Below are 24,819 nucleotides of genomic sequence, written 5' to 3'. Positions count from 1 at the left end.
GAACCGGTCGCCCGTGATCGAGCACCTGCTTGGCCGCCTCAACCTTGAACTCGGTCGTGTACTTCTTGCCACCCATAACCACCTCCGTGAATGCCGTAATGTACGGCGTGGAGGTGTCCATCAAAACCGGGGCGATTCACTTCGGGGTATCGGATCAGAACGACCTCTCCGGAGTTACGTGGCGACGAGGGACTGGATACGCCATTGATGAACTGACCAACGTTCTGACTGCAGACGACGCCAAAGCACGCCTTGTTATTGAGCAGTTAAGGCGAATCGTCCCAAACGCCAAATCGATGAAGGCCCTCGGATTCTGCGTTTCCGTCAAGCATGCGCAGTTCATGGCGAAGCACTTCCATGCAGCGGGCATTAACGCAACCGCCGTGTCAGCCGAGAGCACAACTGAGGAACGCGCCGACGCGCTCCATCGGCTCAGATCCGGGGCCATCCAGGCCGTCTTCTCCGTTGATCTCTTCAACGAAGGAATCGACATTCCGTCCGTTGATACCCTGATCCTCCTCCGTCCAACAGAAAGTCCGATCGTCTTTCTCCAGCAGCTTGGCCGCGGCCTTCGGAAGGAGCAAGGAAAGTCCACCTGCACCGTCCTCGACTTTGTGGCCCAGCACAGAAGGGAGTTTCGATTTGACAAACGCCTCGGGGCACTAATCCCAGGCGGCCGGAAGCGGCTCATCGAGCAGATCGAACAAGGATTCCCTTACCTCCCGAGCGGATGCGACATGCAGCTGGATATGGTCGCGAAGGAGCGAATCCTCGCAAGCTTGAGGTCCAGCGTTCCGAACCAGTGGAGGCAAAAGGTCGCGGAAGCGCGCCGCGTCAAGGAGTCAGGCAATGAGCTTTCGCTGCGTGTCTTTCTGGAAGAATCCGGGATTGCCCTCGAAGAGATTTACTCCGACGACCACTGCTGGTCAAAGCTTATAGAAGACGCGGGATTGCCGACCCTCCCGGCCGGGCCTCACGAAAGCACTCTTCGCAAAGCGATTGGCCGAATGCTTCACATCAATGATGTGGATCGTCCCACCACCTGTCTCACTCTTCTGAAACCCAACGCGTGGACTGACTTAGGCAGAAAGAGTCTGAAAGAGCGCCGATGTGCTCACATGCTTACGGCAGTCATGCTTGAAAAGGTCACACCACAGCCAGAGACCGTGGAGCAGTCATTGCGCCTTCTGCATGACCATCCACAGGTCGTTTCGGAGCTTATGGAGCTTCTCGATTTACTGAAGGAACGAGTGGATCATCTTCAAGCAGAGCTTCAAAGCCATCCAGAGGCACCACTCCTAGTCCACGCGCGTTACTCGCGACGGGAAATCCTTGCTTCTCTTTCAGATGGGAGCAGCTACCGACTGCCGCTTTGGTTCGAAGGGGTCCGCTGGATACCCCAAGAGAACGTTGACCTCTTGGCCTCTACCTTCGACAAATCCGGCAATCGCTTCTCCCCAACGACTCGATACCGGGACTACGCAGTCAGCCGCTCAGCGGTTCACTGGGAAAGCCAGTCAACAACGCGCTCTACGAGCGAAACGGGATTGCGATACCAAGAGCACGAAAGCCGCGGAAGCACGGTACTTCTCTTCGCGAGGCTGTCTCCGGACGAGCGGGCGTTTTGGCTGCTCGGCCCGGGGCGATATCAATCACACACGGGAGATCGACCCATGGCAATCCATTGGAAGCTAGATGTCGACCTACCCGGCGATCTCTTTGCCGCTTTCGCCGCCGCCGTGAGCTAAACGAGCGAATGGGGGAAGACCATCGATCTTCTCCCACTGCATCGAATGGCCTGAGCAGTCGGCAGGCAGGTCACATATTCCGCCGATACTCCCCACCCACCTCATACAGCGCATGGCTGATCTGACCGAGGCTGTGGGTCTTCACCGCTTCAATGAGCGCTTCGAACAGGTTCTCGCGCATCCGGGCAGTCTGCTGCAGGGGCTTTAGCCCGTCGGCCGCGCCGTCATTCCGCGCACCCTGATAGGTGCGCACGTTGGCGATCTGCTGGCCCTTCTCGTCTTCGGTGCTGCGGATCAGCTCGATGGTGGTGGTGATCTCGCCGCCGTGGTCCTTGCCAAGGAAGGTGTTCACGCCCACCAGCGGCAGGCTGCCGTCGTGCTTCTTGTGCTCGTAGTGGAGCGATTCTTCCTGGATCTTGCCGCGCTGGTACATGGTGTCCATGGCGCCCAGCACGCCGCCGCGCTCGCTGATGGCCTCGAACTCCTTGTACACGGCCTCCTCCACCAGGTCGGTGAGCTGGTCCACCACGAAGCTGCCCTGCCAGGGGTTCTCGTTGAAGTTCAGCCCCAGCTCTTTGTTGATGATCATCTGGATGGCCACGGCGCGGCGCACGCTCTCTTCCGTCGGCGTGGTGATGGCTTCGTCGTAGGCGTTGGTGTGCAGGCTGTTGCAGTTGTCGAACAGCGCGTACAGGGCCTGCAGCGTGGTGCGGATGTCGTTGAACTGGATCTCCTGCGCGTGCAGGGAACGGCCGCTGGTCTGGATGTGGTACTTCAGCATCTGGCTGCGCTCGTTCGCGCCATAGCGCTCGCGCATGGCGCGGGCCCAGATGCGGCGGGCCACGCGGCCGATGACGGTGTACTCCGGGTCCATGCCGTTGCTGAAGAAGAACGACAGGTTGGGCGCGAAGTCGTCGATCTTCATGCCGCGCGCGAGGTAGTACTCGACGATGGTGAAGCCGTTGCTGAGCGTGAAGGCCAGCTGCGAGATCGGGTTCGCCCCGGCCTCGGCGATGTGGTAGCCCGAGATGCTCACCGAGTAGAAGTTGCGCACCTTCTGGTCGACGAAGTACTGCTGGATGTCGCCCATCATCCGCAGCGCGAACTCGGTGCTGAAGATGCACGTGTTCTGCGCCTGGTCCTCTTTGAGGATGTCGGCCTGCACGGTGCCGCGCACGGTGCTCAGGGTTTCGGCCTTGATGCGGGCGTAGGTCTCGGCATCCAGCACCTGGTCGCCGATCACGCCCAGCAGGCCCAGGCCGAGGCCGTTGTTGCCCTCGGGCAGGCCGCCGGAATAAACGGGGCGCGTGCGGCCTTCGAACAGCTTGGCAATCGTCGCTTCGGCCTGCGCCCAGCGCGCCGCGTCGGCCTTCAGGTATTTCTCCACCTGCTGGTCGACGGCGGTGTTCATGAACATCGCGAGGATGATCGGCGCGGGGCCATTGATCGTCATGCTCACCGAGGTGCTGGGCGCGCACAGGTCGAAGCCGGAGTACAGCTTCTTCATGTCGTCCAGCGTGGCGATGGAGACGCCGCTGTTGCCGATCTTGCCGTAGATGTCCGGGCGCTCGGCCGGGTCTTCGCCGTACAGCGTCACGCTGTCGAACGCGGTGGAGAGGCGCGCGGCCGGCTGGCCGAGGCTGAGGTAATGGAAGCGGCGGTTGGTGCGCTCCGGCGTGCCCTCGCCCGCGAACATGCGGATGGGGTCTTCGCCGCTGCGGCGGTAGGGGTAGACGCCGCCGGTGTAGGGGTAATGGCCGGGCAGGTTTTCCTTACTCAGGAACACCAGCAGCTCGCCCCAGCTTTTCCACTGCGGGGCGGCGATCTTCGGGATCTTCTGGTGGCTCAGGGATTCGCGGTAGTTCTCGACGCGGATGACCTTGTCGCGCACTTTGTATTCGTTGAACTCGTCGGTGACCGACTTCAGCCGTTCCGGCCAGGCGCGCAGCAGGGCGAGGCTTTCGGTGGTGAGCGAGTTCAGTGCGTCGTTGTAGCGCTGGCGCAGGGTGGTGAGCGAGCGGTCGCCGGGTTCGGCGAGGCCGTCCGTGGTGTAGAGGTCGAGGGCCTTGGGCAGCTTCGGGTCGGCCAGCTCCTGCAGCGCGGCCCAGCAGGCCTGGGCGCGCTCGGCGGCTTCGCGCTGGCGCAGGATCTCGCCATTGATGCGCCGACCCTGTTCGGCAATTTCAGCCAAGTACCGGATGCGCGCGCCGGGGATCAGCACGGTGGCGCGGGGTTCCTTCAAGGCCGTATCGATGGGCGGGGCGAAATCGCAGGCGTTGCTGGCGATGCCCTCGCCCAGCTTGGCCTTCAGGCGCTGGCAGAGGTTGGCGAACATCCAGCTGACGCCGGGGTCGTTGAACTGCGAGGCGATCGTCGGGTAGACGGGCACCTCGTCGTCCGGCATCTGGAAGGCGACACGGTTGCGCTTCCACTGCTTGCGCACGTCGCGCAGGGCGTCTTCGGCGCCGCGGCGGTCGAACTTGTTGAGGATCACCAGCTCGGCGTAGTCGAGCATGTCGATCTTCTCGAGCTGGCTGGCCGCGCCGTAGTCGCTGGTCATCACGTACACCGGGAAGTCGACGAGGTCGACGATCTCGGAATCGCTCTGGCCGATGCCGGCGGTTTCCACCAGCACGAGGTCGTAGCTTAAGGCCCGCAGGAAGGCGATGCAGTCCTTCAGCACGGCATTGGTGGCCACGTGCTGGCGGCGGGTGGCCATCGAGCGCATGAACACGCGCGGCGAGCGCAGTGAGTTCATGCGGATGCGGTCGCCCAGCAGCGCGCCGCCGGTGCGGCGGCGGGTCGGGTCGACCGAGATCACCGCGATGCGCATGGCCGGGAAGGCCTGCAGGAAGCGGTTGATGATCTCGTCGGTGACCGAGCTCTTGCCCGCGCCGCCGGTGCCGGTAAGGCCGACCACCGGGATCTTGCCGCCGGCCAGCTGCCAGCCCTTGCGCAGGGTGGCGAGCTCGGTTTCCGAAATCAGGCCCTCTTCGATGGCCGAGAGCATGCGGCCCACGGCGATCTCGTCCTGCACCTCGACGGCCGTCGGCTTCTGCGTGGGCTGGCGGTGCTGGTGCGCGCGGCGCACGAGGTCTTCGATCATCCCGACGAGGCCCATCTGCATGCCGTCGTTCGGGTGGTAGATGCGCTCCACGCCGTAGGCCTGCAGCTCGGCGATCTCTTCCGGCGTGATGGTGCCGCCGCCGCCGCCGAACACGCGGATGTGGCCGGCGCCGCGCTCTTTCAGCATGTCCACCATGTACTTGAAGTACTCGGTGTGGCCGCCCTGGTAGCTGGAGAGCGCGATGCCGTCGGCGTCCTCCTGCAGCGCGGCGCGCACCACGTCCTCCACCGAGCGGTTGTGCCCGAGATGGATGACCTCGGCACCCTGCGACTGGATCAGCCGGCGCATCACGTTGATGGCGGCGTCGTGGCCGTCGAACAGCGAGGCGGCGGTGACGAAGCGCAGAGGGGTGGCTTCGGCGGCGTTCTGGGGGATCTGGCTGGCGGGGGTGCTCATGGCGGCCACGTCGCGATTGCGGGAAAGGCGGCGAGTTTAACTTCTAGGGCGGGTTCGCAGGTCTTGACGTTCCCTCCCCGCTCGCCGCCCTTGCCATGACGGTGTGAACGCCGGGTATGCTGCATTGCCGCAGCCCACGAGCCCCCCATGCCCCAGAACGGACTGGCCATCGCCATCGTGCTTGCCCTCGCAGTGATGGGGCCTGCCATGGCGGCGGCGCGCACGCAGGACCCGGCCCTGCTCGACCTCAGCCTCGACGAGCTGCTGGAGATCGACGTCAGCGCGGCCAGCTTCAACGCCAGCTCCCTGCGCGACGCCACGGCCAGCATCACGGTCCTCGAACGCCAGGAGCTGGAGCGGCTGGGCTTCCGCCACCTGCACGAGGTGCTGAACTGGGTGCCCGGCGCCTACACCTCGCGGGTGGCCGCCACGGGCCTCGAGAACCGCACGGTGCTGCGTGGCAACCCCGGCACGGCCGGCGGCGGCCTGCTGGCCATCGATGGCCAGCGGGTGAACACCATGCAGTCCGTTCGGGCCTGGGGCGTGGTGCGCGATTTCCCGCTTTCGATGGTGGAACGCGTCGAGATCATCCGCGGCCCCGGCGGCGCGCGCTTCGGCGGCGGCCCCAGCGACGAGGTGGTGAACGTGGTGACCCGCCGCGGCGACGGCCTGGTGGGCGCCAGTGTGTCGTCGGAGGGCGGCCGTGCGGCGCAGGTGATGACTGGCGCAAGCCACGGCGAGTGGCGGCTCGACCTGCGCGCCACGCAGGAAGAGGACGAGACGCCGGGTTACGAGGGGCTGTTCGACCGCTTCGGCCGGGTCTCGGAGAGCACCGAATCGTCCATGACGCGCACCGCCATCCTCGACCTCGGCCGCGGCAGCCACGGGCTGCAGGTGCTGCACCACGAGTCCGACATCGAGGGCTATTACGGCCTCAACGGTTCGATCAATCCCGGCGACGAGAGCCAACTGACGGCCACCTGGTGGCGCTACAGCGGCAAGGTGGACCTCGGCGATTGGCGCCTCGAAGGCTTCGCCAGCGCGCTGCGCCAGCGCTATGCGCTGAGTGCGGTGGTGGCAAGCGAGCGCACGGGGCCGTTCACCAGCCAGGATTTCCGCCAGCGCGGCGTGCTCACCCACCGCAACCAGTCGGGGGGGCTCACGCTGCAGCGCAGCTTCGGCGCGCACACGCTCACCTTCGGCGGCGAGACGCAGTCCGGCCGCACCACGCAGGCCGACCTGCAGGCCAACTACACGCTGGGCCCACTGTTCTTCCCGCTGGAGGGTTTCGAAAGCACGGGCCTGCGCTTCGTCGCCGACGGCGCCCGCGACCGCATGAGCGCGGCCTTCATCGAGGACGATTGGCGCGTCGCCCCCGACCACCGCCTGGTGCTCGGCGCGCGCTACGACGACTACGAGCAGAGCGGTTCGGCCCTGTCGCCGCGCGCGGCCTGGGTGTGGACGCCGGGCGAGCGCTACACGATGAAGCTGCTGGTGCAGGAGGCCTTCTTCGCGCCCTCGCTGGGCCAGCTCTTCCTGCAGAACAACCCGGTGATCGCCGGCGCGCCCGACCTGAAGCCCACGCAGGTGCGCACCACCGAACTGCTGGGGCGCTATCAGGCTGGCGATTGGCTGCTTTCCGGCACCTACTACCACCGCGATGCGGAGGACGGCTTCGTGGTGGTGCCACTCAATGGCATCACGGCGACGACGGTGAATGCCGGCCGCCAGCACACCGAGGGCGTGGAGGCGGTGGCGCTGTGGACGCCCTCGCCGCAATGGCGGCTGCACCTGGCGGGCTCGACGATCCTCGAGGACCGTTACCGGTTGCCCGCGAGCATGGCCGAGGCGCCGCCCGGGCAGTTCGTCTCGCACGAGACCGCGAGCCTGCTGGTGAACTGGCTGCCCGTGCAGACATGGGACACCACCGTGGGCGCGCACTGGCGTTCGCGCGAGGGCTTCCAGACCGAGGCCAACGACCCGCGGGTGATGCTGCAGGTGAACTGGCGCCCGAGCGCCGCGCTGCGCCTGTGGCTGCACGCCGACAACCTCTTCAACGCCCGCGGCGTGGACATCGACGTGGCCGGCGGGCTCGGCGTGAACCCGCGAACGGGGCACGTCGCCCGCGAACTGCCGCTGCCGGGCCGCGAGTGGCAGCTGGGCCTGGAATGGGCGTTCGATTGATGGCGCCCGGGCGCCACTGGCCTGCTCCGAGGCTCGCCTAGAGCAATTGCTTTACAATGCGCGCCGCCGCCGGGTACCCCCGGCGGCTTTGCCTATCCGGAGCCCCCGCATGATCTTCGAAACCCTCGCCAAGACCGGCCACGAGGAAGTGGTGTTCTGCCACAACCCGGATGCCGGCCTGAAGGCCATCATCGCCATCCACAACACCGTGCTGGGCCCGGCCCTCGGTGGCACGCGCATGTGGCCCTACGCCACGGAGCAGGATGCGGTGAACGACGTGCTGCGCCTCTCGCGCGGCATGACCTACAAGGCGGCGGTGTCCGGCCTGAACCTCGGCGGCGGCAAGGCCGTGATCATCGGCGACCCGAACAAGGACAAGTCGGAAGCGCTGTTCCGCGCCTTCGGCCGCTTCGTGAATTCGCTCAACGGCCGCTACATCACGGCCGAGGACGTCGGCATCGACGTCAACGACATGGAATACGTGTTCCGCGAGACGGAGTTCGTGACCGGCGTGCACCAGGTGCATGGCGGCTCGGGCGACCCCTCGCCGTTCACCGCCTACGGCACCGTGCAGGGCCTGATGGCCGCGCTGAACGTGAAGTTCGGCAACGAGGACGTGGGCAAGTACAGCTACGCCGTGCAGGGCGTGGGCCACGTGGGCATGGAGTTCGTGAAGCTGCTGCGCGAGAAGGGCGCCAAGGTGTTCGTCACGGACATCAACAAGGACGCCGTGCAGCGCGCCGTCGACGAGTTCGGCTGCGAGGCCGTGGCCCTCGACGAGATCTACGACGTGGACGCCGACGTCTACTCGCCGACCGCCCTCGGCGGCACGGTGAACGCGGCCACCCTGCCGCGCCTGAAGTGCAAGATCATCTGCGGCGCCGCCAACAACCAGCTGGCGAACGACGAGATCGGCTTGGAAGTGGCGAACCGCGGCATCCTCTACGCGCCGGACTACGCGGTGAACGCCGGCGGCCTGATGAACGTCTCGCTCGAGATCGACGGCTACAACCGCGAGCGCGCCATGCGCATGATGCGGACGATCTACTACAACCTCGGCCGCATCTTCGAGATCAGCAAGCGCGAGGGCATCCCCACCTTCCGCGCCGCCGACCGCATGGCCGAAGAGCGCATCAACAGCATCGGCAAGCTGAAGCTGCCGCACCTCGGCTCGGCACGACCGCAGTTCATGGGTCGCAAGGGCTGAGCATGGGCGCCGAGCGGAAGGAACCCACGCTCGGCACCGCCGACGCGTACCGCCCGCCCGCGGCGAACCTCGAGTTCGCCGCGCCGCCGCGCGACGATGCCGTCGCCATCCGCGAAGCCCACATCGGCCACGAGCGGCAGCTGAAATCCGTCGGGCTGCTGTTCGGGCTGGGCGCGGTGATGATGCTGCTGACCCTCGTCGCCGTGCTGATGCCCGGCGTCGATGGCGGCCCGGGCAACGCCCGCCAGCTGGCCGGCGTGGTCGGCGGCGGCGTGCTCATCGGGCTGCTCGCCGCCGCGGCGGGCGCGCTCGCTTACGGCTACCGCACGCTTTCGCCCTGGGTGAAGTACGTCGGCACGCCGATTTCCATGCTGGGCCTGCTAGCCATTCCGGTCGGTACGCTGATCCACGCCTACATCCTCTATCTGATCTGGTGCGAGAAAGGCCGTCGCGTCCTCGCTCCGGACTACGCCGCGATCATCCGCGCCACACCGCAGGTGCGTTACAAACGCACGGTCGGCGATTGGATCGCCCTCGCCCTGCTCCTGCTCCTCGTCGTCGGCCTCGTCGCGATGCTGCTGTTCGCCTGATCCCTCTTTCCGGACCCCCATGCGCCCCTTCCCCCTCTCCGACGACATCGATGCCCTCCGCGACGCCGTCCGCCGTTTCGCCGAGAGCGAAATCGCGCCGCGCGCCGCGCAGATCGACCACGACAACCTGTTCCCGGCCGATCTGTGGCGGAAGCTGGGCGAGATGGGCCTGCTGGGCATCACCGTGCCCGGCGAGTACGGCGGCAGCGAGATGGGCTTCCTGGCGCACCTCGTGGCGATGGAAGAGATCAGCCGCGCCTCGGGTTCGGTGGGCCTGAGCTACGGCGCGCATTCCAACCTGTGCGTGAGCAACCTCTACGTCAACGGCAACGCCGCGCAGCGCGCGAAGTACCTGCCCAAGCTGTGCAGCGGCGAGTGGGTGGGCGCGCTGGCGATGAGCGAGCCGGGCGCTGGCTCCGACGTGGTGGGCTCGATGGCCTGTCGCGCCGAGCTGCGTGGCGACGTGTGGGTCGCCAATGGCAACAAGATGTGGATCACCAACGGCCCCGAGGCTGACGTGCTGATCGTCTACATGCGCACCGCGGGCAAGGAGGCCGGCAGCCAGTGCATGACGGCCTTCCTCGTCGAGAAGGGCATGAAGGGTTTCTCCACGGCGCAGAAGCTCGACAAGCTCGGCATGCGCGGCAGCAACACCTGCGAACTGGTGTTCGAGGATTGCGAGATCCCCGCCGAGAACGTGCTGGGTGAAGTGCACAAGGGCGTCAAGGTGCTGATGAGCGGCCTGAACACCGAGCGTCTCGTGCTGACCGGTGGCCCGCTCGGCCTGATGCAGGCAGCGATGGACATCGCCCTGCCCTACGTGCGCGAGCGCAAGCAGTTCGACGCCGCCATCGGTACCTTCGGCCTGATGCAGGGCAAGATCGCCGACATGTACACCGCGCTGCAGAGCAGCCGCGCCTTCGCCTACCAGGTGGGCCGCGATTACGACGCCGGCCACAAGAGCCGCGTGGACGCCGCGAGCTGCCTGCTGCACGCCTCGGAATCGGCCGTGCAGGTGGCACTGGAAGCCATCCAGACGCTGGGTGGCAACGGCTACATCAACGAGTACGACACCGGGCGCATCCTGCGCGACGCGAAGCTGTACGCGATTGGTGCAGGCACCAACGAGATCCGCCGCATGCTGATCGGCCGAGAGCTGTTCGCCGGCAACGCCTGAGTTCAAACAACGACTGCGGAATCAAGCAAGGCCCGGGATCCCCGGGCCTTGCCGTTTCAGGCGCTGGCGGCCTCGGTCCTCCGCACTGCAGCAGCGGCGGGCTTCGCGAGGTACTTCCGTTCCAGCCACAGCCCGGCGAGGAAAGACACCGCCAACGGTGCGAACCAGGCCACCAGGCCAAGGTCGACCTGCACGCCCATCGCGTCGGTGAGGCGGCGGATGCCGATGCCAAGGAAAGCGATGTGGGTGGCCACGCCGCAGCCCAACATCGCGCCGATGTGCTCGCGCAGCCACCACTTGGCCTCGGCCAGCGGCTTCCACGCGCGCCACAGCATCTGGCCGCCGATGATGATGCCGACCCAGCTGAAGCCCATCAGCAAGGCGTTGCCCTGCTGGATGCCGAAGGCGAACACCGCGAGGCCGCTCACCACGTTCAGCAGCGCGGCGGCGCGGTAGCCGAGGCCGCGGTACGCCGCCTGGTCGCGCTTGCGGCGCAGGGCCAACCAGCCGAGGGCCATCGCCGTCACCGTGATCACCACGAGGTAGGCGAGGAAGGTGGCGATGACGACCATCTCGCGGGCGAAAGCGAAGCCGGCCATGACCACCGAGCTGGCGACGACGCCGATCATGCTGAGCAGGTAGGCCTTGCCCGCGCCGCGATGCAGCGGCGAGCCCTTCTTCGACAGGCCGGCCAACCAGTAGGTGGCGAGGGCGATGACGCCGCAGGCGATGTGGGCGATGACGATGGCGCGGTACATGACGGCTCTCCTTGGGGGTGCCGCCAGTCTCCGCATCGCGCACCGCGGCGCCGAGGTGCCGGTTGGCACCTGCGAGGGGTGAGGAAAGTCACCTTCGCCTTAGGGAGGGCGAAATCCGGGCGTGCGCGCACCGATACTGTGCGCATGAACTCCGAATTCGCCCGCGGCAATCGCACCCGCCTGTTCGCTCCCTTGAGTTGGGCGGCCTACATCACCTGGGGCGGCATCACCGCAAGCGCGGTGCCGGCCGCGGCCCTCGCTCGCGGCGACGTCGGCGTGTGGCTGGGGTTCGGCGCCCTGCTCGCGATGCTGGTGCTGTTCGTGCTGCAGGCCGCGCACGTGATCGACCATGCACGGCATCGATCGCGCGCCATCGCTGCCTTGCTTGCGCAGGGCCTGATGGTCGTCGTGGCCCAGCACCTGCTCGGCTCGGCCGGCGTGTCGGTGCTGCTGATCATCGTCTCCGGCCAGCTGTTCACGATCCTCTCATTGCCACTCGCCGCGACCATCCTCGTGGTCTTGAACGCCGCGGTGCTCGCCTTGTGGCGCGTGCGCGGCTTCGAGCTCGACGACCTGCTGCTCTCGATCCTTCCGATGCTCGGCTTCCAGGCCTTCGCCGCCCTGACGGCGATGTACGCGGAGCGCAGCGAACGTCGCGGCGATGCGCTGGCCGACCTCAACGCCGAGCTGCAGGCCACCCAGCGCCTGCTCGAGGAATCCACGCGCAGCGACGAGCGCCTGCGCTTGTCGCGCGAGCTCCACGACGTCGCGGGCCACAAGCTCACCGCCCTGAAGCTGCACCTGCGCGCGCTGCACCGCGATCCCAGCTTCGCCGGCCGCGAGGAGCTCGCCATTTCCCTGCAGCTGGCCGACGAACTGCTGGCCGACATCCGCGCGGTGGTCAGCGAACTGCGACAACACGACGGCATCCAGCTCGGCGACGCCCTCGCCGCCCTCGCCCGGCCGCTGCCGGGTGTGCGCATCGACCTGCAGGGCCGCGAGCAGGCCCGGGTGGCCTCGGTGGCGCAGGCCGAAGTGCTGCTGCGCTTCGCCCAGGAGGGGCTGACGAATGCGCTGCGCCACGGGCAGGCCTCGCACGTGGCGCTGCGCGTCGACACCGTCGACGGCCGATTGCGCCTGAGCGTGGAAGACGACGGCCATGGGCGGCTGCCGCTGGCGGAGGGCAACGGCCTGCGCGGCATGCGCGAGCGCCTCGCAGCCTTCGGCGGCGAACTGCATATCGAAGCCTGCGCGCCGCAGGGCCTGCGCTTCCGCGCCGAACTGCCCGCCGTCGCCGCGGGGGTGCCCGCATGAACCGCCCCGACGCCGCGCGCACGCGAATCGCCCTGGCCGACGACCAGGCGCTGGTGCTGAAAGGCCTCTCGGCCCTGCTCGTCGACCTCGGTTTCGACGTTGCGCTCGAAAGCCCCGATGCGGAACGGCTGATTGCCGCCCTGCCGCAGCGCCCGGTGGACGTGATCGTCAGCGACATCCGCATGCCCGGGCTCGGCGGCATCGGCTTGATCCGCGCCCTGCGCGAAAGCGGCGACGCCACGCCGGTGATCCTGCTGACCACCTTCGACGACAGCGCACTGATGCTGGCCGCCATCGAGGCTGGCGCGCAGGGCTTCCTGCTGAAAGACGCCGCGCCGGAGGACCTGCACGACGCCATCGATCGCGTGGCCCGCGGCGAGACCCTGCTGCAACCCGTTTCGCTGGGCCCGGTGCGCGCCCTGCTGCCGGCCGAGCGCGGCGCGGGCCAACCCCACCTCACCGAACGCGAAGCCAGCATCCTGAAGCTCGTGGCCGGCGGCTACTCGAACAAGGAGATCGGCCGCGTGCTGCACCTCTCCGAGGGCACGGTGAAGAACTACATCTCCGACCTGCTGGTGAAGCTCGACTGCCGCGACCGCACGCATGCGGTGATGAAGGCGATCAGCCAGCGGCTGCTCTGAGGCGGGGCTACGGCTGGAAGGGAGCGGCGGGATCGACGGGCGTGTTGACACGCGAATCTATTCGTGTACGTTTGTCATACGTTCGTTGCCGGCGCCTCCCATGAGCCCCAAGACCACCCTGCTGAGTGTTCGCATCTCCGACGAGGACGCCGCGTTCCTGGCCGGCCTCGAACGGCGCGGTGCCACCACCCCCAGCGAAAAGCTCCGCGCCCTCCTCGCCGAGGCCCGGGATGCGGCGGAGGCCCGCGCCGATGCGGCCTCTGCGGTCCAGCGCCTGCATGGCGAATTGGCACCGACCGTGGAAGCCATCCGCCGCTTCGAGCTCGACACCGGCCGGCGCAGCGCCCTGTTGGCCGAAGCCCTGCAGCGCGTGCCGGAGATCGCCGGCCTGCTGGTGGCCGGCCCCGGCACCGAGCCCAAGGACGCCGATTTCCTGGCCCTCGAAGCCCGCGTGGCCGACCGCGCTCTGGCCTTGCTCGAAGGCCTGCTCCGGCTGGCCGTCACCCGAACCGCCCCCTGCTATGTGCCCGACGTGGTCGCACGGCGCATCGATTCCGTGCTGGAGCTGGGCACGGTCATCCTTCACCATCGCAGCTCGCCTGAAAGGAGTTCTCCATGAAAGAGGCCATTTCCACCCGCGTCGGCCGGCTGATCGCCGGCTCGGTCAATGCCCTGATCAATGCGGTCGAGGATGCCGCGCCCGAGATGGTGATGGAGCAGGCGCTGCGCGAGATCGACGGCGCCACCGACGACGTGCGCGCCGAGCTCGGCAAGGTCCTGGCCACGCGCCACCTCGCCACCAAGCGCCTCGCCGAGGAGAACCAGAAGCACGAGACGCTGGGCGACCAGATCGAGCTGGCCGTCGCGCAGAACCGCGAGGACCTCGCGGAGGCCGCCATCGCCAAGCAGTTCGACATCGAGGCACAGATCCCGGTGCTGGAGAACGCCATCACCGAGGCGCAGAGCCAGCAGAAGGAGCTGGAAGGCTACGTGGCCGCGCTCACCGCGCGCCGTCGTGAGCTGGAAGGCGAACTGCAGCAGTTCCGCGCCGCGCAGAAGGCCGCCGCGGCCGCGCAGGCCGCCGGTGGCGCCGCCGCCGGCAGCGGCCCCTCGCCCGCACGCCGCGTCAGCGAAGCCGAGACCGCTTTCTCGCGCGTGATGCAACGTGCCGGTGGCGTGCCGGGTTCGACGCCGAGCGGTGCCGATGCCGCGCGCCTCGCTGAACTCGAAGCGCTGTCGCGCGCCAACCGCATCCAGGAGCGCCTGGCGCAGATCAAGTCGAAGAAGGCGGACTGAGTCGCGATGCTCGACTTCCTGACCGCGGGCGGCAACCTGCCCTTCGTCGTCGCGCTGCTGATGGTGGTCATGCTCGGCCTGATCGAAGGGCTTGGCATGGTCACCGGCTTCAGCGCCTCCGGCGTGCTCGACGAGTGGCTCGACCCCTCGGCCTCCGACGCCGCCGAGGTGGCGGGCTACTCCAGCGCGCTCGACCGCTTCCTCGGCTGGCTGCACTTCGGCAAGGTGCCTGCGCTGATCCTGCTGGCCACCTTCCTGCTGGTCTTCGGAGTGGTGGGTCTCTCGGTGCAGATGCTGGTGCACGGCGTGTCGGGCTTCACGCTACCGGCGTGGCTGCTCGCGCCACTGGCGGTTGTCCCGGCTTTCGGCGGCACCCGCCTGTTCGGCAGCTTCTTCGCCCGAGCCCTGCCCCGCGACGAAACCCAGTCGATCTCGCAGGAAGAGCTGGTCGGGCGCGTCGCCACGATCGTCCTCGGCGAAGCGACCGCCGGCTCCGCGGCGCAAGCCAAGGTGCGCGACCGCTTCGGTCGCCAGCACTACGTGCTGGTCGAGCCCGACGAGGCCGGCGCCAGCCACGCCCAGGGCAGCCAGGTGCTCCTCGTCTCCCGCGACGGGGCCGTCTATCGCTGCATCGCCAACGCCAACCCCGCTCTTTCCCCCTGACGCCCCGAAGCGTCCCCCCCCCCCGTTCCATCCCCCACGTTCGTCCCCCGCCACAAGGAGTTCCACCGCCATGGGTCTTGATTTCATGGGCATCGTGCTGATTGCCGGTGCCAGCCTCGGCTTCATCCTCTTCGTCATGCTGGTGCTCTCGCGGCTGTACCGCCGCGCCACCAAGGAAGTCTCGTTCGTCCGTACCGGCTTCGGTGGCCAGAAGGTCATCGTCAACGGCGGCGCGCTGGTGTTCCCGGTGCTGCACGAGATCATCCGCGTCAACATGAACACGCTGAAGCTCGACGTGCAGCGTGCCCGCGAGCAGGCGCTGATCACCCGCGACCGCATGCGCGTCGACGTGCAGGCCGAGTTCTACGTGCGCGTGCAGCCGGTCGAGGAGTCGATCGCCAACGCCGCGCAGACCCTCGGCATGAAGACGATGGAACCGGAGTCGCTGAAGGAGCTGGTCGAAGGCAAGTTCGTCGACGCCCTGCGCTCGGTGGCTGCCGAGATGGGCATGGAGGAACTGCACGAGCAGCGCACGCTGTTCGTCCAGAAGGTGCAGCAGGTGGTGTCTGAGGACATCCTCAAGAACGGCCTCGAGCTGGAGTCGGTCTCGCTGACCGGCCTCGACCAGACGGGCAAGGAATTCTTCAACCCGGACAATGCCTTCGACGCCGAGGGCCTGACGAAGCTGACGGAAGCCATCGAACTGCGCCGCAAGAAGCGCAACGAGATCGAGCAGCAGACGGAAGTCCAGATCCAGCGCATGAACCTCGAAGCCTCGCAGCAGCGCCTGCAGATCCAGCGCGACGAGGAATACGCGAAGCTCGAGCAGGAGCGCGAGGTGGAGATCCGCCGCGCCGCGCAGTCGGCCGAAATCGCCCGCGAGCAGGCGCAGAAGACCCAGGAGGCCGAGGGCGCGAAGATCACCGCCCAGCAGCAGGTCGACTCGGCCAAGATCGCCGCCCAGCGCGCGGTCGAGGAGCAGCGCATCGCGATGGACCAGCAGCTGAAGGAACGCGAGATCGAGAAGACCAAGAACGTCAACACGGCCGAGGTCAACCAGAAGAAGATCGTCGAGCTTGCCGAGCAGGAGAAGGCGATCGCCATTGCCGAGAAGTCGCGCGCGCAATCGGAAGCCCAGGCGGCCGCGGACATCGCCCGCGCCGACGCCGTGAAGGCACAGGAGCAAGTCGACACCGTGCGTGAGGTCGAGCGCGCCGAGCGCCAGAAGCGCATCGAGCTGGTCGAAGCGGCGAAAGAAGCCGAGCGCGAGCAGATCGCCATCACCATCGCCGCCGAGTCCGAGAAGCAGGCGGCCGCCGAGAAGGCCGAGGCCATCCGCACGCTGGCGACGGCCAACGCCGACCAGAAGCGCATCGAAGCCGAGGCGGAAGCCGCGGCCGAGAAGCTGCGCGCCGAAGCGGCGGAAGTGCGCTACCGCGTCGATGCCGACGGCGCCAAGGCGGTCAATGCCGCGGCGAACACGCTGTCGGCCGAGCAGATCGAGATGCAGCTGCGCCTGGCGCTGCTCAAGCACCTGCCCGACATCATCCGCGAGAGCGTCCGTCCGATGGAGGCCATCGACGGCATCAAGATCATCAACGTCGACGGCTTGAACGCCGGAGGTGCGAACGGTTCGCTCGCCGCCTCGGGCGAAGGCAATGCCGCGCAGGGCAACCTCGCCGAGCAGGTGGTCGCCAGCGCGCTGCGCTACCGCGCCCACGCGCCGCTGGTCGATTCGCTGATGAAGGACGTCGGCCTGAGCGGCGCCGACCTCAATGGCCTCACGGCCGGCCTGACCGCCGGCCTGAAGGCTCCCCACGCCAGCGGCCCGAGCCGCGGCACCGACGCGTAAGGAGACGACCATGGCGAATTCCCGCAGCTACCTGGACATCGCACTGGCCTCGATCGAGGTGTTCACCGACGACGGCAAGCTCGACCTCGAGGAGCTCAACTTCCTGCTCGGCCTCGCGCTGCGCGACAACGTCGTCGACGACGACGAGAAGCGCGTGCTGGCCAACGTGTTCCGCCGCGCCGAGCAGGGCGAACTCCGCCCCGCCGTGCGCGCACGGATGGCCGAGGTGCGCGCCAAGCACGGCGTGCCGGCGTGACATCGCGCGCCGGCCTCGTCGCGCTGCTTCTGGCCGGCCTCGCCGGCCCGGGGCACGCCGACGACGTGCCGGGCCCCTCGTGCCGGGACGGCATCGAGGCCACCCTGCGTCGCGCACTGGCGGCGGATGCCGCGACGGCTTCGGCGTCGCAAGGCACGCTGCTGCAGCTGGATTGCGTCGCCGTGCCGGGCGACGCCAAAGGGGCGATGCACGTCATCGGCAGCTTCCGCGACGACGCGACGCGTTCGTATACGGAAGGCGGCGACGGCGAGGGCTATGCCTTCGTCCTCGCCACGCTGGATGCGGGCAACAGCCTGCGACACCACGTGACGGCCAGCGCCATCGAGGACGCGACGACGCTGTTCCGCGGCGGTGAGTTCACGCTCGATACCGGCTTCCATGACCTCGCCCCCGGCGGCGGCGTGATTGGTGTGGCGGTCAGCCAGTCAGCTCCCGGGTCGAGCGCCCCCGACAACCGGTGGGGCGACGAATTCGCCCTGTTTGTGCCCGAGGGCAAGGGGTTCCGCCGCGTGCTGGGGCTGGCCCGATACCGGCAGGAAGCGATCGAGGGCTGCGTGAGCGTGCAGTGCCGCGGCTCGCGCTGGATCGAGACGACGAGCACGCTGTCGCCGGGCGCTCGACAGGCGAGCGGTTGGCGCGCCATTTCGATGCGCGAGGACGCGGAGGAGTTCGCCGTCGAGCCCGCGGTCGCCCAATCGCGGCCGACCTCGAGAGCGCTCACGCTGGTGCATCGCGAGGGTGCCTTCCGCAAGGAGGACGGTAGTCCGCCGTCCGGAAGCGACTACTACGGGCTGCTGCCCTGGTGACCATGACGGGCTGCTCCCTGCCCGAAGGTCGGCCTGTATACGTTTGCAGCTGAAACCACCCGGGGCGGATAATCGCGTTTTCCTCCCCGGGACTTCCCCATGTCGGACATCGTCATCCTCGGTGCGAAGCGCACCGCCCTCGGCGCTCTTCTTGGTCAATTCACGGGGGTTCCGGCCCCGACGCTCGGCGCGGCCGCCATCAAGGGCGCCCTCGAGCAGAGCGGCGTCGCCGCTGACGCGGTCTCCGAAGTGATCATGGGCTGCGTGCTGCCGGCCGGCCTCGGCCAGGCCCCGGCGCGTCAGGCCATGCTGGCCGCCGGCATTCCCGCCGCTGCGGGCGCCACGACGATCAACAAGGTCTGCGGTTCGGGCATGAAGGCCGTGATGCTGGGCGCCGACCTGATCAAGGCCGGCTCGGCTGACGTCGTCGTCGCCGGCGGCATGGAGAGCATGACCAACGCCCCGCACCTGCTGAACGGCTCGCGCACCGGCATCCGCTACGGCAGCGCCGAAATGCTCGACCACATGGCGTGGGACGGCCTCACCAACCCCTACGACAAGCAGCCGATGGGCGGCTTCGGCGAGCTCTGCGCCGCCAAGTACACCTTCACCCGCGAGGAGCAGGACGCCTACGCCGCCGAGTCGGTGCGCCGCGCACAGACCGCGCAGGCCGAAGGCAAGTTCAAGGCCGAGATCGTCCCCGTGATCGTGGCCGGCAAGAAGGGCGACACCGCCATCGACCAGGACGAGCAGCCGGGCCGCTGCAACATCGAGAAGATCCCGACGCTGAAGCCGGCCTTCAAGAAGGACGGCACCATCACCGCCGCGGCTTCCTCGTCGATCAATGACGGCGCCGCTGCGCTGGTGCTGGCCTCGGCCGACAAAGCCAAGGCCCTCGGCGCCACGCCCATCGCCCGTGTCGTGGCGCACGCCACGCACTCGCAGGCCCCGGAGTGGTTCACCACGGCGCCGGTGGGCGCCATCCAGAAGGTACTGGACAAGGCCGGCTGGACGGTGGATTCCGTCGACCTGTTCGAGGTCAACGAGGCTTTCGCCGTCGTCGCCATGGCGCCGATGCGCGAGCTCGGCATCCCGCACGCCAAGCTGAACATCCATGGCGGTGCCTGCGCCCTCGGCCATCCGATCGGTGCCTCGGGCGCCCGCCTGCTGGTCACCCTGCTGAACGCCCTGGCCCAGACCGGTGGCAAGCGCGGCATCGCGGCGCTCTGCATTGGCGGCGGTGAGGCGACGGCGGTGGCGATCGAGCTCGCCTGATCCCGTGACTTTCGGGGGTGGCGGCCACCCCCCGAAAAAGGGACGGTCAAGGGCTTGACTACGGTCGGGTTCTTGTCATGATGAATACAACGTGCGCGGATGAATGCGCACGTTTTTCTTATTAACTACCCGTGTAGACGAGGACTCATTCCATGTCGCTGAACAAGTCGCTGCTCGCTCTGGCCGTCGCTCTGGCCCTGACCGCCTGCTCGAAGCCGGCTGAAGAAGCCGCCCCGGCCGCCGAAGCTCCGGCTGCTGAAGCCCCGGCTGCTGAAGCCCCGGCCGCTGAAGAAATGGCCCCGGCCTCTGACGCCGCTGCCACCGACGCCGCCGCTGCTGTCGAAGGCGCCGCCACCGACGCCGCTGCTGCTGTCGAAGGCGCTGCCGCCGACGCCGCTGCTGCCGTCGAGCCGGCCGCTGAAGAAGCCCCGGCCGAAGAGACCCCGGCCCAGTAATTCGGGCTGCGAGTACTTCGCCGAAAACCGCCGGGCTTGCCCGGCGGTTTTTTTTCGCCCAGACGCTAACATCGCGCTCTCTCGCCGCTCCCCCTGCCTCCTGACCCATGCCCCAGTTGCACAGCCAGATCGATCCGCGATCAGCGGATTTCCTCGCCAACGCCGAAGCGCTGAAGGCCAACGTCGACGAACTGGCGCAGCGGCTCGCGCGCGCGGCGGAGGGTGGCGGCGAGAAAGCCCGGACGAAGCACACGGAGCGCGGCAAGCTGTTGCCCCGCGAGCGCATCGAGGCGCTGCTCGACCCGGGCTCGCCCTTCCTTGAGATCGCGCCGCTCGCTGCCGAAGGCCTGTACGACGGCGCGGCGCCGGCCGCCGGAATGATCTGCGGCATCGGCAACGTGCATGGCCAGCAGGTGGTCGTCGTCGCCAATGACGCGACGGTCAAGGGCGGCACCTACTTCCCGATGACGGTGAAGAAGCACCTTCGCGCGCAGGAGGTGGCCCTCGAAAACCGCCTGCCCTGCGTCTACCTCGTCGATTCCGGCGGCGCCTTCCTGCCGCTGCAGGACGAGGTATTCCCGGACAAGGAGCACTTCGGCCGCATCTTCTACAACCAGGCGCGCATGAGCGGCCTCGGCATCCCGCAGGTGGCGGTGGTGATGGGCAGCTGCACTGCCGGCGGCGCCTACGTGCCGGCGATGTGCGACGAATCCATCATCGTCAAGGAACAGGGCACGATCTTCCTCGGCGGTCCACCGCTGGTGAAAGCCGCGACCGGCGAAGTCGTCGACGCCGAAGCGCTCGGTGGCGCCGACGTGCACACGCGCATCTCCGGTGTGGCCGACCACTACGCCGAGGACGACCGCCACGCACTGGCCATCGCCCGTGACGTGTTGGCCCACCTCAACCGCAAGAAGGCGCCGACCGTCGCCACGCAGCCCGTGCGCGAGCCGCAGTATCCCGCCGAGCAGCTCTACGGCCTGGTGCCGAAGGACACGCGCAAGCCCTTCGACATCCGCGAGGTGATCGCGAGGCTCGTCGACGGCAGCGAGTTCCAGGAGTTCAAGGCGCGCTACGGCACCACGCTGGTGTGCGGCTTTGCGCACCTGCATGGCTACCCCGTCGGCATCATCGCCAACAACGGCATCCTGTTCGCGGAGAGCGCGCTGAAGGGCGCGCACTTCATCGAGCTGTGCAACCAGCGCAACATCCCGCTGGTCTTCCTGCAGAACATCACCGGTTTCATGGTCGGCCGGAAGTACGAGAACGCCGGCATCGCGAAGGACGGCGCGAAGATGGTCACCGCCGTGGCTTGCTCGCACGTGCCGAAGTTCACCGTGGTGATCGGCGGCAGCTTCGGCGCCGGCAACTACGCGATGTGCGGCAGGGCTTATGGAGCAAGGTTCCTGTGGATGTGGCCGAACGCGCGCATCAGCGTGATGGGCGGCGAGCAGGCCGCCAGCGTGCTCGCGACGGTCAAGCGCGACGGCCTCGAGGCCGCAGGCAAGGCCTGGAGCGCCGACGAGGAAGAGGCCTTCAAGGCACCGATCCGCGAGCAATACGAGACGCAGGGCAGCCCGTACTACGCGACGGCACGCCTGTGGGACGACGGCATCATCGACCCGGCCGACACCCGTCGGGTGCTGGGCCTCGCGCTGTCGGCGTCGCTGAACGCGCCGATCGAGCGCACCTCCACCACGGAGCAGCGTTACGGCGTGTTCCGGATGTAACCGGCAAAAGGCCGGCCGGGACGATCAACCCGGCTCGCAGCCGGTGCAGCCACCACAACCCTTCGACGCGACGCGCGGTGGCGCGATCCAGCGCCCTGCCCGCTTCACCCAAGCGGGCCTCCCCTCGCGCACCAGCGGCACGGCCATCGCAACGCGAAGCCGACGGCTCAGCCGCGGCGCGCGGTCGTGCAGCACGAAGGCCGCGGCGGCCAACACCAGCAGGGCAACGATGAACTCCTGGGCCATCACCCCGCCCCCATCGCCACGGCGAGCTGGTAGGTGATGAAGGTGGCGCCATAGGCCAGCGCGAACAGGTAAGCCGTGGCGATCCCCGTCTGCCGCCAGCTGTTGGTCTCGCGCTTGATGGTGGCCAGCGTGCTGATGCACTGCGGCGCATAGATGAACCACACCAGCAGCGCGAGCGCGGTGGCCAGCGACCAGTCGTTCGCAATCAGGGGCGCCAGCGCGCCGGCCTGGTCGTCGCTGACCGCACTGATCGCGTAGACCGTGGCCAGCGCCGAGACCGCCACTTCGCGCGCGGCCATCGCCGGGATCAGGGCGATGCAGATCTGCCAGGTGAAGCCGAGCGGCGCGAACAGCGGGGCGATGGCGTGCCCAATCATCCCGGCGAAGCTGTGGTCGATGGCCGCACCGGTCGCGCCGGCGGGCGGCGCGGGATAGCTGGCAAGGAACCACAGCAGCACGGTGAGCGCGAGCAGGATGCCACCCACGCGCTTCAGGAAGATCGCGGCGCGTTCGTAGAGGCCGATGGCGACGTCGCGCGGGTTCGGCCATCGATAGGCGGGCAGCTCCAGCAGCAGCGCGTGCTCGCGCGTGTCGCGGCGCCAGCGCTTCATCACCCACGACACGGCGAGCGCAGAGAGGATGCCCGCGGCGTAGAGCGCGAAGAGCACGAGGCCCTGCAGGTTGAACACGCCCAGCACGTCGCGCTGCGGGATGAAGGCACCGATGAGCAGGGCGTACACCGGCAGGCGCGCGGAGCAGGTCATCAGCGGCGCGACGAGGATGGTGGCGAGGCGGTCGCGCGGGTCCTGGATGCTGCGCGTGGCCATGATGCCGGGCACCGCGCAGGCGAAGCTCGAAAGCAGCGGGATGAAGCTGCGCCCCGACAGCCCGACGCCCGCCATCACGCGATCGAGCAGGAAGGCCGCGCGCGGCAGGTAGCCGCTCTCCTCGAGCGCGAGGATGAAGAGGAACAGGATCAGGATCTGCGGCAGGAACACGACCACGCCGCCGAGCCCGGCGATCAGTCCATCGACGACGAGGCTCTTCAGCGGCCCGGCCGGCATCCACGCCGCGACCGTGGCGCCCAGCCACGCGGTGGCGGATTCGATGCCGCCCATCAGCGGTTCGGCCCAGGCATAGACGGCCTGGAACATCAGGAACATCACCGCCGCCAGCAGCACGAATCCGAACACCGGGTGCAAGGCGATGCGGTCCAGGCGGTCTTCGGTGGTGAGGCCCGCCGGCGGCGTCCGCACCGCGGCATCGAGGAGGCGATGCACTTCGGCATGGAGGGCATCGGCGTCGGGTGTCGCGGTCGCCGCGACCGTCGGCGGCAGGCGCGCCTCGCCGGCATCGATCGCCGCCAGCAACGTGTCCGCACCGCCGCGCTGCACGGCGACGGTGGGCACCACGGGAACGCCCAGCTCGGCGGACAGGCGCGCGATGTCGATGGCAATGCCGCGCCGTTTCGCGGCATCGACGAGGTTCAGAACCACCAGCATCGGCTTGCCCAGCGCCTTCAGCTCGAGCACGAAGCGAAGGTGCAGGCGCAGGTTGGTGGCATCGACGACGCAGAGCAGCAAATCCGGTGCCGGTTCACCGGGATAGAAGCCGCGCAAAAGATCGCGCGTCACCGCTTCATCGAGGCTGGCCGCCTGAAGGCTGTAGGCACCGGGCAGATCGAGGATCGCCAGTTCGCGGCCCGAAGGGAGCCGCGCGCGGCCTTCCTTGCGCTCGACGGTGACGCCCGCGTAGTTCGCCACCTTCTGCCGGCTGCCGGTGATGCGGTTGAACAGCGCGGTCTTGCCGCAGTTCGGATTGCCGACGAGCGCGGCGCGCAGCATTCGTGCACCGGCGGGGGCACGCGCCTCGCCCTGCACGGCCTGCATCACGGCTGCGCCCCCGTGCTTTCGGCGAGCCGCACGCGGGCGGCTTCGACACGACGCAGCGCGAAGCGCGTGCCCGCAATCTGCACCAGCAGCGGGTCACCACCGAAGGGACCGCGCGTCACCACGCGCACCGGCTCGCCAGCGACGAAACCGAGCTCGCGCAAGCGGCGGGCGATCGCGTCGTTGGCATGGACGTCGTCAACGGCGGCGACGGTGGCGGTGCTGCCGGTGGGCAGATCAAGCAGGGTCATGGGCTGGTCCATGAGAATCGTTCTCATTGTAGACATTTCCATCACGGCACGCCGACCCGGCCACCAACGTCGGCGAGGCGGGCGCAGTCGCTAGAATCGGGGGCTTTCCGGCCTCGGCCGGAGCCCATCCGCCCCCTCCGGAGGACGCGTGTCCCATCCCATCGACCTGCAGCGGCGCGGCGCCGTCGCCTGGCTGGCCCTCGCACGGCCCGAGGTGCACAACGCCTTCGACGCCGGCCTGATCGGCGCCCTGAACACAGTGCTGGACGCGCTGGCCGCCGATGACGGCGTGCGCGCCCTCGTGCTGACCGGCCAAGGCAGCACCTTCTCGGCCGGCGCCGACCTCCACTGGATGCGCGGCATGGCCAAGGCGAGCGAAGCCGAGAACCTCGCCGACTCGCTGGAACTCGCGCGGCTGATGCGCACGCTGAACTTCTTTCCGAAGCCGACGATCGCCCGCGTCAACGGCTCGGCCTACGGCGGCGGCGTCGGGCTCGTCGCCTGCTGCGACATCGCCATCGCCGTCGAGGGCGCGAAATTCTCGCTGTCGGAAGCCAAGCTCGGCCTCGTGCCCGCGGTGATCTCGCCCTACGTCGTAGCTGCCATCGGCGCTCGGCAGGCGCGCAAGCTGTTCCAGACGGCGGAAGTGTTCGAAGCGCCGGAAGCCGCGCGCATCGGCCTGCTGCACCGCTGCGTGCCGGCCGCGGAACTCGACGAGGCCGTCGACCGCGAGCTGCACTGGCTCGGCAAGGGCGGCCCCATCGCGCAGGCGGAAGCGAAGACGCTGGCCCTGCGCATGGGCGGCATGGCCCGCGAGGAGGCCGAACGCGTCGACGCGGAGAACGCGCGCCTGATCGCCCGCCTGCGCGTGTCGCCGGAAGGCCAAGAAGGCTTGGGCGCCTTCCTCGACAAGCGCGCGCCGCGCTGGGTGGGCTGA

Annotated in this window: 22 protein-coding genes; 17 read left to right on the top strand and 5 right to left on the bottom strand. The window is 68.2% G+C overall.

The features are described 5' to 3' along the window. The first annotated feature begins 113 nt into the window (after positions 1-113). A complete protein-coding gene (locus tag O9280_RS11230; RefSeq protein WP_298342469.1) occupies positions 114-1,748 on the top strand; it encodes a DUF3427 domain-containing protein in 1,635 nt (544 codons plus the stop codon). A 70-nt stretch (positions 1,749-1,818) separates the two neighbouring features. Here O9280_RS11230 and O9280_RS11225 read toward each other — a convergent pair whose 3' ends face one another. Continuing rightward, positions 1,819-5,271 carry a methylmalonyl-CoA mutase family protein gene (locus tag O9280_RS11225; protein ID WP_298342467.1) on the bottom strand — a complete coding sequence of 1,151 codons (3,453 nt, stop codon included), beginning with the start codon at positions 5,269-5,271 and terminating at the stop codon, positions 1,819-1,821. Positions 5,272-5,418: 147 nt separating this feature from the next. Between O9280_RS11225 and O9280_RS11220 the strand changes: the two genes are divergently transcribed. The 4 genes from O9280_RS11220 to O9280_RS11205 all read left to right on the top strand — a co-directional run bounded on the left by O9280_RS11220 (position 5,419) and on the right by O9280_RS11205 (position 10,429). Beyond that, positions 5,419-7,455 (top strand): TonB-dependent receptor, encoded by a 2,037-nt coding sequence (locus tag O9280_RS11220; protein ID WP_298342465.1) that lies wholly within the window; start codon positions 5,419-5,421, stop codon positions 7,453-7,455. Positions 7,456-7,564: 109 nt separating this feature from the next. Then, on the top strand, positions 7,565-8,662 hold the full coding sequence (locus O9280_RS11215) for a Glu/Leu/Phe/Val dehydrogenase dimerization domain-containing protein (RefSeq protein ID WP_298342463.1): 1,098 nt from the start codon (positions 7,565-7,567) through the stop codon (positions 8,660-8,662). Positions 8,663-8,664: 2 nt separating this feature from the next. Continuing rightward, positions 8,665-9,252 carry a hypothetical protein gene (locus O9280_RS11210; protein WP_298342461.1) on the top strand — a complete coding sequence of 196 codons (588 nt, stop codon included), beginning with the start codon at positions 8,665-8,667 and terminating at the stop codon, positions 9,250-9,252. Between the two features lie 19 nt (positions 9,253-9,271). After that, positions 9,272-10,429, top strand: a complete 1,158-nt coding sequence (locus tag O9280_RS11205) for an isovaleryl-CoA dehydrogenase (protein ID WP_298342459.1) — start codon at positions 9,272-9,274, stop codon at positions 10,427-10,429. 56 nt (positions 10,430-10,485) lie between these two features. Here the strand turns inward: O9280_RS11205 and O9280_RS11200 are convergent, their stop codons facing one another. After that, positions 10,486-11,187, bottom strand: coding sequence for a hypothetical protein (locus O9280_RS11200; RefSeq protein WP_298342457.1), 702 nt, complete (start codon positions 11,185-11,187; stop codon positions 10,486-10,488). Positions 11,188-11,331: 144 nt separating this feature from the next. Between O9280_RS11200 and O9280_RS11195 the strand changes: the two genes are divergently transcribed. From O9280_RS11195 to O9280_RS11145, 11 genes are all read left to right on the top strand, one after another. Then, positions 11,332-12,501: a histidine kinase gene (locus O9280_RS11195; protein ID WP_298342455.1), complete on the top strand. Its 1,170-nt coding sequence runs from the start codon at positions 11,332-11,334 to the stop codon at positions 12,499-12,501. Beyond that, on the top strand, positions 12,498-13,142 hold the full coding sequence (locus O9280_RS11190; RefSeq protein WP_298342453.1) for a response regulator transcription factor: 645 nt from the start codon (positions 12,498-12,500) through the stop codon (positions 13,140-13,142). The genes O9280_RS11195 and O9280_RS11190 overlap by 4 nt, the downstream gene beginning before the upstream one ends. A gap of 100 nt (positions 13,143-13,242) precedes the next feature. Next, the gene (locus O9280_RS11185) at positions 13,243-13,761 is read left to right on the top strand and encodes a hypothetical protein (protein ID WP_298342452.1); all 519 of its coding nucleotides are present in this window, start codon (positions 13,243-13,245) and stop codon (positions 13,759-13,761) included. After that, the gene (locus O9280_RS11180) at positions 13,758-14,438 is read left to right on the top strand and encodes a PspA/IM30 family protein (protein ID WP_298342450.1); all 681 of its coding nucleotides are present in this window, start codon (positions 13,758-13,760) and stop codon (positions 14,436-14,438) included. The genes O9280_RS11185 and O9280_RS11180 overlap by 4 nt, the downstream gene beginning before the upstream one ends. Positions 14,439-14,444: 6 nt before the next feature. After that, positions 14,445-15,101, top strand: a complete 657-nt coding sequence (locus O9280_RS11175; RefSeq protein WP_298342447.1) for a YqiJ family protein — start codon at positions 14,445-14,447, stop codon at positions 15,099-15,101. A 70-nt stretch (positions 15,102-15,171) separates the two neighbouring features. Continuing rightward, entirely contained in the window at positions 15,172-16,953 is a 1,782-nt protein-coding gene (locus tag O9280_RS11170; protein ID WP_297865958.1) for a flotillin domain-containing protein, read from the top strand. 10 nt (positions 16,954-16,963) lie between these two features. Beyond that, complete coding sequence (locus O9280_RS11165; protein ID WP_298342444.1) at positions 16,964-17,209, top strand: hypothetical protein; 246 nt, start codon at positions 16,964-16,966, stop codon at positions 17,207-17,209. Beyond that, on the top strand, positions 17,206-18,036 hold the full coding sequence (locus tag O9280_RS11160) for a hypothetical protein (RefSeq protein WP_298342441.1): 831 nt from the start codon (positions 17,206-17,208) through the stop codon (positions 18,034-18,036). The genes O9280_RS11165 and O9280_RS11160 overlap by 4 nt, the downstream gene beginning before the upstream one ends. A gap of 99 nt (positions 18,037-18,135) precedes the next feature. After that, a complete protein-coding gene (locus O9280_RS11155) occupies positions 18,136-19,311 on the top strand; it encodes an acetyl-CoA C-acyltransferase (RefSeq protein WP_298342438.1) in 1,176 nt (391 codons plus the stop codon). Between the two features lie 152 nt (positions 19,312-19,463). Continuing rightward, positions 19,464-19,766: a hypothetical protein gene (locus O9280_RS11150; RefSeq protein ID WP_298342435.1), complete on the top strand. Its 303-nt coding sequence runs from the start codon at positions 19,464-19,466 to the stop codon at positions 19,764-19,766. Positions 19,767-19,873: 107 nt separating this feature from the next. Next, positions 19,874-21,496, top strand: a complete 1,623-nt coding sequence (locus tag O9280_RS11145) for a carboxyl transferase domain-containing protein (protein ID WP_298342433.1) — start codon at positions 19,874-19,876, stop codon at positions 21,494-21,496. Positions 21,497-21,520: 24 nt separating this feature from the next. On the opposite strand, the gene O9280_RS11140 is transcribed toward O9280_RS11145, so the two are convergent. Genes O9280_RS11140 through O9280_RS11130 form a run of 3 tightly spaced genes read right to left on the bottom strand, consistent with a single transcriptional unit; the run spans position 21,521 to position 23,882 of the window. After that, positions 21,521-21,742 (bottom strand): DUF6587 family protein, encoded by a 222-nt coding sequence (locus O9280_RS11140; RefSeq protein ID WP_298342430.1) that lies wholly within the window; start codon positions 21,740-21,742, stop codon positions 21,521-21,523. Further along, entirely contained in the window at positions 21,742-23,586 is a 1,845-nt protein-coding gene (locus O9280_RS11135) for a ferrous iron transporter B (protein ID WP_298342508.1), read from the bottom strand. Before O9280_RS11135 ends, O9280_RS11140 begins: the two co-directional genes overlap by 1 nt. A 44-nt stretch (positions 23,587-23,630) precedes the next feature. Further along, positions 23,631-23,882, bottom strand: coding sequence for a FeoA family protein (locus tag O9280_RS11130; protein ID WP_298342427.1), 252 nt, complete (start codon positions 23,880-23,882; stop codon positions 23,631-23,633). A 148-nt stretch (positions 23,883-24,030) separates the two neighbouring features. On the opposite strand from O9280_RS11130, the gene O9280_RS11125 reads away from it, so the two are divergent. Further along, positions 24,031-24,819: an enoyl-CoA hydratase-related protein gene (locus O9280_RS11125; protein ID WP_298342424.1), complete on the top strand. Its 789-nt coding sequence runs from the start codon at positions 24,031-24,033 to the stop codon at positions 24,817-24,819.

It is taken from the genome of Silanimonas sp. (assembly GCF_027531545.1).
Classification (GTDB): Bacteria; Pseudomonadota; Gammaproteobacteria; order Xanthomonadales; family Xanthomonadaceae; genus Silanimonas.
This window is presented reverse-complemented; position numbering and strand designations above follow the sequence as displayed.